Source organism: Streptococcus oralis (assembly GCF_024399415.1).
In the GTDB taxonomy this organism is placed as follows: Bacteria; Bacillota; Bacilli; order Lactobacillales; family Streptococcaceae; genus Streptococcus; species Streptococcus oralis_CS.
This window is the reverse complement of the sequence record NZ_CP029257.1, coordinates 1339323-1351119: the sequence shown is the minus strand read 5'-3', so window position 1 is coordinate 1351119 and position 11797 is coordinate 1339323. Positions and strand designations below refer to the sequence as shown.

Below are 11797 nucleotides of genomic sequence, written 5' to 3'. Positions count from 1 at the left end.
ATATTAGTAAAGGAGTTCGTAGATCTCCATTGCAATCAAATCAATGCTATCAAAGGTATAAGTTTCACGAGCCTCTACATCGCGAAGGGTGAAGAGTGATCCGTTTTCTTCGTCGTGGCTGTATGCAACTTCTGCGACGACAACTCCTTCACGTTCAAAATTACGTTTTAGATTTCCGCCATCTTTTGTCATAGCTTCTAGGCGGTTGATGATTCTAACCAAATGTGATTCCATTATGATTCTCCTCCATTTCTTATCGTTACTATTTTACCATAAACAAGAGGTAGTTGACTAGAAAAAAACTGTGATTTCTCTCTATTTCTCTATTCTATCAAGTTAATTGTTAAAATTAGGGAAAAAGGATTGCATTTTAATTCAATTCATGTTATAATCATACAATCTAACACATAGAAAGTTGATCGAATATGAATTTTTCCTTTTTACCAAAGTATTTACCTTATTTTAATTATGGTGCTCTTGTCACGGTAGTGATTTCAATTCTGGTAGTCTTTTTTGGTACTATTCTAGGTGTCTTATTGGCCTTTGCTCAACGTTCACGTTTTAAACCTCTTGTCTGGTTTGCAAATGTGTATGTATGGATTTTCCGTGGTACTCCAATGATGGTTCAGATTATGATTGCCTTTGCTCTTATGCATATCAACGCTCCGACTATCCAAGTGGGAATTTTAGGAGTTGATCTTTCTCGTTTGATTCCTGGTATTCTGATTATTTCTATGAACAGTGGAGCTTACGTTTCAGAAACTGTTCGTGCGGGGATCAATGCGATTCCTAAAGGGCAGTTAGAGGCCGCATACTCTCTTGGTATTCGTCCGAAAAATGCCATGCGTTATGTCATTTTGCCACAAGCTATCAAGAATATTCTTCCAGCTCTGGGAAATGAATTTATCACCATTATCAAGGATAGTTCCCTCTTGTCGGCAATTGGGGTGATGGAGTTGTGGAATGGTGCAACGACTGTAGCGACAACAACTTATTTACCGTTGACTCCCCTTTTATTTGCAGCCTTTTACTATTTGATTATGACCTCTGTTTTGACAGTGGCGTTGAAAGCATTTGAAAAACATATTGGACAAGGAGACAAGAAATAATGACAGAAACCTTGATTAAAATTGAAGAACTACATAAGTCTTTTGGGAAAAATGAAGTTTTAAAAGGCATCAACCTTGAGATTAAACGAGGAGAAGTTGTGGTCATTATCGGTCCGTCAGGGAGCGGGAAATCAACCCTCCTTCGTTCGATGAATCTACTTGAAGAAGCAAGTAAAGGCAAGGTTATCTTTGAAGGAGTTAATATCACTGATAAGAAAAATGACCTTTTTGCTATGCGTGAAAAGATGGGCATGGTATTCCAACAATTCAACCTCTTTCCCAATATGACAGTGATGGAAAATATCACTTTGTCCCCAATTAAAACCAAAGGTGAAAGCAAGGAAGTTGCGGAGAAAGGAGCACAGGAACTGTTAGAAAAAGTTGGTTTGCCAGATAAGGCGATGGCTTATCCTCAGAGTTTATCAGGTGGTCAGCAGCAACGGATTGCCATTGCACGTGGACTTGCTATGGAACCAGATGTTTTGCTCTTTGATGAGCCGACTTCAGCCCTAGACCCTGAGATGGTTGGAGAAGTTCTAGCTGTTATGCAAGACCTTGCCAAGTCAGGGATGACTATGGTGATTGTGACTCATGAAATGGGCTTTGCGCGTGAGGTAGCAGACCGTGTTATCTTTATGGCGGATGGAGTTGTTGTTGAAGATGGAACACCAGAGGAGATTTTTGATCAAACAAAAGAACAACGAACCAAGGAATTTTTGAGTAAGGTTTTGTAATACCTCATTTTTAGAAGAAATGGAGTAGGCATCATGGCTTCCAGTGAAGAATATTTAGATTTTATTCTCGAACAGCTATCAGAGCTAGAGGAGATGAGTTATCGTCCAATGATGGGAGAGTATATCCTTTATTATCGTGGGAAGATTATTGGGGGAATCTATGATAACCGTTTGTTACTGAAGCCTGTGAAGGTGGTCATGGATCAACTGGGACAGACTAGGCTTGAACGTCCTTATGAAGGAGCTAAGGAGATGATTTTGATAGAAGACATTGAAGATAAATCATTTCTAATGAGATTAATCAAGGAGATGTATGAAGTCTTACCGGCTCCAAAAGTCAAAAAGAAAGCATGACAGTTTTACCTAGTATAAATAGGCATAAAAGCTCGACAAGGGCTTTTTCTTATAGTTTCAGACTATAAGGTCCATTAGGAAAGAAGTGTTAGGATGGCGAGTTATTTTTTGATATAATAGAGGATATTTGATAGAAAAGAGAAGAGATATGGCACAGATTATTGATGGGAAGGCTCTTGCAGCTAAGTTACAAGGACAGTTGGCTGAAAAGACTGCCAAACTAAAAGAAGAAACAGGTCTAGTTCCCGGATTGGTAGTGATTTTGGTGGGGGACAATCCTGCCAGCCAAGTCTACGTTCGAAACAAGGAACGGTCAGCTCTCGCTGCTGGCTTCCGTAGTGAAGTAGTGCGAGTTCCAGAGACCATTACCCAAGCGGAATTGTTAGACTTGATTGCCAAATACAATCAAGATCCAGCTTGGCATGGGATTTTGGTTCAATTACCTTTGCCAAAACATATTGACGAAGAGGCAGTTTTATTAGCCATTGACCCCGAAAAAGACGTGGATGGTTTCCATCCCCTAAACATGGGGCGTCTCTGGTCTGGGCATCCAGTTATGATTCCTTCGACACCTGCAGGAATTATGGAGATGTTTCATGAGTATGGGATTGATCTAGAAGGTAAAAATGCGGTTGTTATCGGTCGTTCAAATATTGTTGGAAAACCGATGGCTCAGCTTCTTTTGGCTAAAAATGCAACAGTGACTTTGACTCACTCACGTACCCATCATCTTGCCAAGATTGCTGCTAAGGCGGATATTCTTGTGGTTGCAATCGGTCGCGCTAAGTTTGTGACTGCTGACTTTGTCAAACCAGGAGCGGTTGTCATTGACGTTGGGATGAACCGAGATGAAAATGGCAAGCTTTGTGGAGATGTTGATTATGATGCCGTTGCACCACTTGCTAGTCACATCACACCTGTACCGGGTGGAGTTGGACCTATGACTATTACCATGCTAATGGAGCAAACCTATCAGGCAGCGCTTCGAACACTAAACAAGGACTAGGAAGATGAAATTCGTATTTGACCTGGATGGAACGCTATCTTTTGACTACATGACCATAGATGAGGAGATTCAGCAGGTTCTTTTAAAGGCTGAAGATTATGGGCATGATCTTGTATTTGCCTCAGCTCGCTCTTATCGGGATTGCTTGGGTTTATTAGGCCCTGAACTCAGTCAGCGTTTGGTTATAGGTTTGAATGGTGGCGTAGCCTATCATCTGGGGCAGGCTATCTTTGAAAGGAATCTCAATGCTAGAGTTTATCAGGCGCTAGTGGATTATTGCCAGACTTATAATCTCCCTTTCTTTGTAGATGATTGCTTTGACTATAGTGGTCAGATTGTAGAGAAGATTCCATTTATTTCCAGTGTGGATCCCCTAAAGGTAGCTCGTCATCAGAAACTCGAGAACTTAGGGACTCCGATTAAGGTAGTCGTTTATATGGGAGACCACGAGGATTTGCTTGATGATCTACTTGGTCAGTTAGAAAGACTGGGGCTAGCTCATCTCTCCTATCATGCGCATGAAAAGTGCCTTTATGTTAATCCCTTGGATACTCATAAGGCAACAACTGTTGAAAAATTATGTGGGGAGAACTTCATCGCTTTTGGAAATGACCAAAACGATATTGAACTGTTTAAGACGTCGCTCTATTCTGTCCAGATTGGAGATTTTGCTGGTCTTAGTCCATATGCAGATGACACGTTAGAGCTAAAAGGAGCTCCTTCTCCAGCAGTAGCAGCTAAAATCTTACAGACCTTTGCGGAATTTAAGGGAAAATAGTGTTGAAGGAGGTTCGCCTTCTTTTTATGTAGAGTAATGCAGTCTATAAACTATAAATTTGAAGTTTAAAAAAGATATTAATGGAATTCAATTTGTAGTAGAAAGAGTCTAGAACCGAAAGCTATTTTCATTGCAACTATTCCTTTTAAATGACCCCTTCTTATATATCATTTTATTGGGTTAAATTAATGGAAAATAATTGCAATTTAAGGTGCCTTTTGATATATTTAATATATAAAATATATTATAAAACTTGGTACTTGTTTGTGTATTCAGAAGGAGGTTATTTTTTAAAATAAAGTAAACGCTTACTTTGTATCAAGAAAAAGAAATGAGGATTTTAATGAACAAAAGACTTTTTGATAAACGTTGTCATTATAGCATTCGTAAATTTGCAATAGGTGCGGCATCTGTAATGATTGGGGCTAGTATATTTGGTATTTCTGCTGTACAAGCTGAGGAGGTGGATTCATCCAATGCTAAAACAGAAGAAACAACTGTTCATCAAGCTCAACCTTTAGATAAGCTTCCCGATGATGTGGTAGCTGCTATTGCAAAGGCTGATGAGAATGGTGGGCGTGAGTTTGTAAAACCAAAAGCTGAATCGGCAGAAGACAAAGTGACTAAGGATACAGAACCTACTACACCTACTAACGAGAGTAGTCGTGAATTGGTTAGTCCTAAAGGGGAAACTCCAAATAAAGTAGAAGAAGGAACTAAGGTTGAGGACAAACAGAAATCTGAAGAGGCAAAGCCAAAGCCTGTTGAATCTGCAGTAAAAGCTGGAACAGAAGTAAAAGAGGATTCTAAAAAAACTTCTGAAAAGGACCAAGTGAAAGCAGACACAGAGATCAAATCTTCTTCTGAAAAATCGCAAGTGCTGTCTAGAGAGTCAAACAAAGCCGAAGTTGAAAAGGAAAAACAGCTATTATCGGAACGAAAACAAGATTTTAATAAAGATTGGTATTTTAAACTAAATGCCCAAGGAGATTTTTCAAAAAAAGATGTGGATGTTCATGATTGGTCTAAATTGAATCTTCCTCATGATTGGAGTATTTATTTTGACTTTGATCACAAATCTCCCGCGCGTAATGAGGGTGGCCAGTTAAATGGTGGAACAGCTTGGTATCGTAAGACTTTCACATTAAATGAAGCTGACAAGAATAAGGATGTTCGTATCAATTTTGATGGGGTTTACATGGATTCAAAGGTCTATGTAAATGGTAAATTTGTCGGACATTATCCAAGTGGCTATAATCATTTTTCATATGATATCACAGAATTTTTAAACAAGGATGGTAGTGAAAATTCAATTACTGTTCAAGTGACCAATAAGCAACCAAGTAGTCGTTGGTATTCAGGAAGTGGGATTTATCGTGATGTAACCCTTAGTTATCATGATAAAGTCCATGTTGCCGAAAATGGTAATCATATAACTACTCCAAAACTTGCTGAGCAAAAAGAAGGGAATGTTGAAACACAGGTTCAAAGTAAGATTAAAAATACGGATAAGAAGGCTGCTAAAGTCTTTGTGGAACAACAAATTTTTACTAAGGAAGGTAAGGTTGTTTCAGAATTAGTCCGCTCTGAAACGAAGAATTTAGCAGAAAATGAAACTGCAGATTTCAGACAAACAATCCTAGTTAATAAACCAACTCTTTGGACGACAAAAAGTTATCATCCTCAACTGTATGTGTTGAAAACAAAGGTTTATAAAGAAGGTCAACTAGTTGATGTAACAGAAGATACATTTGGTTACCGTTATTTCAATTGGACTGCTAAGGATGGTTTCTCTCTGAATGGTGAACGCATGAAATTCCACGGAGTAAGTATTCACCATGACAATGGAGCCTTGGGGGCAGAAGAGAATTATAAGGCTACCTATCGTAAATTAAAACTCTTGAAAGATATGGGGGTTAACTCTATTCGAACAACCCACAATCCAGCGAGTCCTCAGTTGCTTGATGCTGCAGCTAGTTTAGGTCTTTTGGTTCAAGAGGAAGCTTTTGATACTTGGTATGGTGGCAAGAAGACTTACGACTATGGACGGTTCTTTGATCAAGATGCAACTCATCCGGAGGCTAAGAAGGGTGAGAAGTGGTCTGATTTTGATCTCAGAACAATGGTAGAACGTGATAAGAACAATCCGTCTATCGTCATGTGGTCTCTTGGAAATGAAGTAGAGGAGGCAAATGGTAGTCCTCGTTCTATCGAAACTGCTAAACGCTTGAAGGCAGTTATCAAAGCGATTGATACTGAGCGTTATGTAACCATGGGGGAAAACAAATTTAGTCGTGCAGCGACAGGTGATTTCTTGAAACTCGCAGAAATTATGGATGCTGTCGGTATGAACTATGGTGAACGTAATTATGATGCTGTTCGTAGAGCGCATCCAGACTGGCTCATTTATGGTTCTGAAACCTCTTCAGCTACTAGGACGCGTGATTCTTATTATAACCCTGCTCAAATCCTTGGACATGACAATCGTCCAAATCGTCACTATGAACAATCTGACTATGGTAATGACCGTGTTGGATGGGGAAGAACAGCTACTGAATCATGGACTTTTGACCGTGATCGTGCTGGCTATGCTGGACAATTTATCTGGACAGGAATTGACTATATTGGAGAACCGACTCCATGGCATAACCAAGATAGTACACCTGTCAAGAGCTCTTACTTTGGTATTATTGATACAGCTGGTTTACCAAAGAATGATTTCTACCTTTACCGTAGTGAATGGTATAGTGCTAAAGAAAAGCCAACTGTTCGCATTTTACCACATTGGAACTGGACTGAAGAGACCCTTAAGGATCGCAAGATGCTGATTGATGGAAAGGTTCCGGTTCGTACCTTCTCAAATGCTGCAAGCGTCGAATTGTTCTTAAATGGAGAGTCGCTTGGTAAAAAGGAATTTACTAAGAAAAGGACAGAAGATGGACGTCCATATCATGAGGGAGCTAAACCAAGTGAATTGTATCTTGAGTGGCTTGTGAAATACCAACCAGGCACACTGACTGCGATTGCTCGAGATGAAAATGGCAACGAAATTGCGCGTGATAGTGTGACAACTGCTGGGGAGCCAGCAAGAGTTCGTCTGACTAAAGAAGAGCATGTTATCACTGCAGATGGAAAAGACCTATCCTACATCCATTACGAAATTGTTGATGGTGATGGGAATGTGGTTCCAACAGCTAACAATCTTGTTCATTTCAATCTTCATGGTCAGGGACAAATCGTTGGTGTGGATAATGGAGAACAAGCTAGTCGTGAACGCTACAAAGCTCAAGCAGATGGAACATGGCAAAGACGTGCTTTCAATGGTAAAGGGGTTGTCATTGTAAAATCAACAGAAAAAGAAGGTAAATTTACTCTTTATGCAGATTCTGCTGGTTTAACTTCTGATAGCGCAACAGTCGCAACTGTGTCTGGTAAGAAAGAAAACCGTCACTTTGTAGCCTTTGCTCCTGTAAAAGCAACAACTGACGTGACAACAAATCCTGAATTGCCTCAAACAGTAACAGCTATTTATAGCGATGGTAGTGTTGAGGAAAAGACTGTAACATGGGACGTGCCATCAGACTTGCTTACAAGTGCAGGTGAAAAGAAAGTCTCTGGACGAGTGGAAGGTTTGGAAACCCCAGCTGAGGCACTTGTTAAAGTGATTGCTTTAGATAGATGGTTACCAAAAGTTGCTACAGTCCCAGTTGGAACGAATGCTGCTGATTTGGATAAAACGGTCACTGCTGTTCTGACAGATGGTAGCTTGATTGATACTGATGTTGTTTCTTGGACCTTGAAAGACCCTGCTGCTTTGAACAAGGAAGGTGGACGTACGGAGGCTACTGGTAAATTGGTAGATGACGACCGTGAAGTGACTGCAACCTTTATCGCAAGTAGTAAGGAAACAACAAGTAGCATTACAGGACTTACTGTTGGGGATAAAGCTCTTGAGAATTTTGAGTCTGGCAAGACCTATTACCGTGTATCTCTTCCTTACACTGGAACAATTCCAAGTGTTGGAGCTCAGACTACCGGATATCAAGTAACTGTTCAGCAAGCTTCTGCTGATAATGGTTATCAGGCTTCTCTCTTCTTGAGTGACCAAAAGGGTGACTTGGTTCAAACTTACTTAATTCAGTTTGTGAAGGAAGCTCCTGCTTTGAAACGTTTGGAAGTGGTTGTAGAAGGAAAAGAAACTGCCACTGAAGATCAAGTATTAACTTATCACGTCATTGGTCGTTATGAGGATGGTTCACAAACAGAATTTTCGGCTTCAGATATTCACTTAGAAGCTAAATCATCTGATGGGGGACATCTTGAGGTGAATGGTCAGAATCTATTGCTCTATACTAAGGGAAGAGTGACTTTGACACCTCGAATCGATAATCAAACAGAGAAAACAGAATCTGTAACCACTGAAGTGGTGATTAAAGAAAATAAAGTCAGCAAGAAGATTGTGAAACTTCATCCTGTGTCTGTTTCTACAGATATCAATCAGCAACCGAATCTACCTAAAGAAGTTGGAGCAGAATTTGATAAGGGCTTGCCACGCAAAGTATCTGTAGCTTGGGATAAGGTAGATGAAAAAGAGTTGGGGCACTATCATAGCTTTACGCTTAAAGGACATGTGGAAGGTACAGATATCGAAGCACAAGCGACTGTAACGGTTGAAGGATTGCAAGTTTCAGAGGAAATCAGCCTCACAGTACCTAAGGGTGAGACGGTTCAATTGCCAGCCAATGTCCGGACTTACCATTCTAACGGAACAACTATCTACAAAGATGTTGTTTGGGATCAGGTTCCAGCTAACTTTAGTCAAACTGAAGGGGTCTATGAAATCAATGGTCGTTTAGTAGGTAGCAATCTGACAACTAAAGCTCATGTTCGAGTGTCTAGTCAAGTGGTTGCTGGAAATAATATCTCTAAACAATGGACAGGTTCACAATTACCAGCTGCCATTGTATCCAATACAGGTGGAGATGATTCAGCCAATACCTTGAACGACTTGACTGTATCAAGAACGCCATCAGATACTAAAAATAGATGGACAACTTGGAGAACAAATACTGATAATGACTGGGCTTCTATCTTATTTGGTAATTCAGGAGACTTGACGAAACGTTTTGTCAACAATTTGTCGGTTGATTTCTATACTGATGGAGCAATTGGTCTTCCAAAAGAATATGTAGTTGAATATTATGTAGGTAAAGAAATTCCAGATTTACCAAGTGATGTCAGTCATGCGCAACGAGATAGCAATCATCCATTTAATAATCCAGACAATTGGAAAGCAGTTGAAAACTTACATGCTCCAAATCAGCTATCTGCAACTCAAACAAATCACTTCACATTTGACAAGGTAGAAACCTATGCTGTTCGTATTCGTATGAAGAAGGCTGATGGAACTTCAGGTGTTGGTCTGACAGAGCTAACTGTCCTTGGAAACAAGGTAGTAAGCTCTACAAGTTCAGAGATTTCTATCAAGGTAGATGGCAAGGATCTTGAACACTTTAATCCATCTAAGACCGATTACTATATTCCTCAATCTAGCAAAGAAATCACTGCAACAGCTAGCAATAATGGTTTGGTAACAGTTGTTCCTGCAACCAGTCCAAAAGGTGCAACACGTCTCATCTTAAAAGCAGAAGATGGTACGGTATTGAAAGAATATAGAATCTTCCGCAATGATGAGAGAGAAACTAGTCAACCTCTTGCTGCAGAAAATAGTGCTAAAATCTTGAATGTTGGAGATGCTCTTCAACTTCCTTCAGAAGTCACTGTTTATTACCCAACTTCAACTAATTGGACTACAGATAAACTTGCAGTGAAGTGGGATGCTATTCCTGAACATGCGACAGAGCATGAGGGAACATTTGAAGTTACCGGTCATGTCATTGGTACAAATCTAACGACTAAAATGCAGGTGACAGTTGTTGCTAAAGGCAATCAAGTCATTTCAGAAAATCCAAGCAACAATGAAACTGATTCTAAAGCCTTTGCTTCGACAACGAACGATACTCAAGCAGCTTCACATGATCGAATTTTCTATATCAATGATGGAAAATACAATGAAGATGGACGTTGGACAAACTGGTCTCGTACTCCGAAAAATCAAGAAACTTCTGTTGGATTACTCTTTAAGAAGGATGGAAAAATTGCTTCTCAATCTATTGGGAAAGTAGCCATTCAGTTCTTTAAAGATAGTGGCACAGATGCTCCAGAGAAAATGGTTCTAGAAAGATATATTGGTCCTGCTTTTACAGAACCAAGTACGATTTCTCGTTACGAAGAAAATGCCGATCATCCATTTAACAAGGCAGAAAATTGGGCACCAATTTCTTACAAAGCTTCTGGAGAATTAGTAGCTGGTAAACCAATCGAGTTTAACTTTGAACCGGTTCAAACGACAGCTATTCGTGCGCGCATGACTCGTAAGGCTACCACCAATGGTCTTGCACTTGTAGAATTTACAGCCTACTCTGCAGGCAAGGGATCAGAAGTGGAAACACCATCAGCGACTATTTCGATCGACGGAAAAGCATTGGAAAACTTTGATCCAAATGTGACAGATTACACTCTAACAACAATGGGTTCAAAACCAAAAGTCACTGCAACAACTAGTGGACATGGAGTAGTTACAGTTGTGGATTCTGGAAATGCCAATCTTCCAACACTAGTTCGTCTTGTTTCCAAAGATGGAAATCTGGTGAAAGAATATCGTTTACACTTTAAGTCTACCTTCCAAACAACACCAACAGAAGGCGTTAAGAACTTAGTAGCAGAAACTCCAAGTTTGGAAATTGAAAAGACTCCACTTCCGTTTAAAGAAGTTATTCGTGAAAACCCTGAACTTGCTCAAGGTCAACGTCGTATCGTTTCTGAAGGACAAGATGGAGAAAAAGTTGACTATATTCAAGTTTTGGGTACTACTAGAAGTCTTGTTCATTCTGAAGAAAGAAAGGCTCAGGATCGCATTGTTGAAGTAGGAGTGAAAGCATCTATTTCAAGTAGTAAAGGCGAGGAGCCAGCTCCAGTCAATGAAGTTCCAGAATTCAAAGGAGGTGCTAACTATATAGAAGCAGCAGTAAACGAAGTTCCAGAATACACAGGAACTCTTGCTACTGTAGGAGATCAAGCGGCACCAAGCGTTGAGAAACCTGAATTTAAGGGTGGCGTTAATGCTGTAATGGCTCTAGAACATAAACTTCCAGAGTATCATGGTGTTCTAGCCACGGTAGGAAATGAGGAAGCGCCTGTTCTTGAAAAACCAGATTATCCAGTAGAGCTATTAGCTCATGACCAGACTATAAAACCAAATGTTTCAGTAGTAAAAGAAGAGCAAAATAGATTACCAGAAACAGGTGAGGGAGAATCTGAAACAGCCATTTTCTTGGCAGGTGTTAGCTTGGCCTTGTCAGCAGCCCTATTAACTGCAAAACGAAAAGAGGATTAGTTTGTGCGTCTAATGCTATCCTATTGGTATAGCTTGGTCGATGATAAAAAATCACATCGATAAATGAGTTGAAGAGATGGAGAGGACCGATTAGGCCTCTCCGTCTTTACTAGTAAAAATGGAATCGTTTACTTTCGTGTTTGGATGAAAGGAGATAAGATAAAGATGGATAAAAATTTTTTCAATAAACGTTGTCATTACAGTATTCGTAAATTCGCTATTGGAGTAGCTTCTATTATGATTGGTGCCAGTATCTTTGGTGTTAATTTAGTAGAGGCAGCAGAAACAGGTAATGTAGGAGATAAAGAGGGAACTATAACTCAAGCACAGCCATTGGAAAAGTTACCTGATGAACTTGCA

Annotated in this window: 7 protein-coding genes and 1 pseudogene; 7 read left to right on the top strand and 1 reads right to left on the bottom strand. The window is 39.9% G+C overall.

Annotation, left to right across the window (positions count from 1 at the left end; genetic code table 11):
* Window positions 1–3 precede the first annotated feature (3 nt).
* On the bottom strand, window positions 4–234 hold the full coding sequence (locus tag DG474_RS06610; protein WP_000443577.1) for a DUF1797 family protein: 231 nt from the start codon (window positions 232–234) through the stop codon (window positions 4–6).
* Window positions 235–425: 191 nt separating this feature from the next.
* Between DG474_RS06610 and DG474_RS06605 the strand changes: the two genes are divergently transcribed.
* From DG474_RS06605 to DG474_RS06575, 7 genes and pseudogenes are all read left to right on the top strand, one after another.
* Window positions 426–1109 carry an amino acid ABC transporter permease gene (locus tag DG474_RS06605; RefSeq protein ID WP_255777733.1) on the top strand — a complete coding sequence of 228 codons (684 nt, stop codon included), beginning with the start codon at window positions 426–428 and terminating at the stop codon, window positions 1107–1109.
* Window positions 1109–1843, top strand: coding sequence for an amino acid ABC transporter ATP-binding protein (locus DG474_RS06600; protein WP_255777731.1), 735 nt, complete (start codon window positions 1109–1111; stop codon window positions 1841–1843). The genes DG474_RS06605 and DG474_RS06600 overlap by 1 nt, the downstream gene beginning before the upstream one ends.
* Before the next feature lie 33 nt (window positions 1844–1876).
* The gene (locus tag DG474_RS06595; protein WP_216728486.1) at window positions 1877–2197 is read left to right on the top strand and encodes a TfoX/Sxy family protein; all 321 of its coding nucleotides are present in this window, start codon (window positions 1877–1879) and stop codon (window positions 2195–2197) included.
* Between the two features lie 148 nt (window positions 2198–2345).
* Complete coding sequence (locus tag DG474_RS06590; RefSeq protein WP_255777730.1) at window positions 2346–3203, top strand: bifunctional methylenetetrahydrofolate dehydrogenase/methenyltetrahydrofolate cyclohydrolase; 858 nt, start codon at window positions 2346–2348, stop codon at window positions 3201–3203.
* A gap of 4 nt (window positions 3204–3207) precedes the next feature.
* Entirely contained in the window at window positions 3208–3981 is a 774-nt protein-coding gene (locus DG474_RS06585; RefSeq protein WP_255777728.1) for an HAD hydrolase family protein, read from the top strand.
* Window positions 3982–4324: 343 nt separating this feature from the next.
* Window positions 4325–11437 (top strand): SIALI-17 repeat-containing surface protein, encoded by a 7113-nt coding sequence (locus DG474_RS06580; RefSeq protein ID WP_255777727.1) that lies wholly within the window; start codon window positions 4325–4327, stop codon window positions 11435–11437.
* A gap of 144 nt (window positions 11438–11581) precedes the next feature.
* A pseudogene (locus tag DG474_RS06575) lies at window positions 11582–11710 on the top strand (YSIRK-type signal peptide-containing protein); the annotation flags it as partial.
* Window positions 11711–11797 lie beyond the last annotated feature (87 nt).

Bases quoted from the DNA above. Each gene is read 5' to 3' on its own strand.
- DG474_RS06580 (WP_255777727.1), top strand. From the start codon at position 4,325: ATGAACAAAAGACTTTTTGATAAACGTTGTCATTATAGCATTCGTAAA.
- DG474_RS06605 (WP_255777733.1), top strand. From the start codon at position 426: ATGAATTTTTCCTTTTTACCAAAGTATTTACCTTATTTTAATTATGGT.
- DG474_RS06585 (WP_255777728.1), top strand. From the start codon at position 3,208: ATGAAATTCGTATTTGACCTGGATGGAACGCTATCTTTTGACTACATG.
- DG474_RS06595 (WP_216728486.1), top strand. From the start codon at position 1,877: ATGGCTTCCAGTGAAGAATATTTAGATTTTATTCTCGAACAGCTATCA.
- DG474_RS06610 (WP_000443577.1), bottom strand. From the start codon at position 234: ATGGAATCACATTTGGTTAGAATCATCAACCGCCTAGAAGCTATGACA.
- DG474_RS06600 (WP_255777731.1), top strand. From the start codon at position 1,109: ATGACAGAAACCTTGATTAAAATTGAAGAACTACATAAGTCTTTTGGG.
- DG474_RS06590 (WP_255777730.1), top strand. From the start codon at position 2,346: ATGGCACAGATTATTGATGGGAAGGCTCTTGCAGCTAAGTTACAAGGA.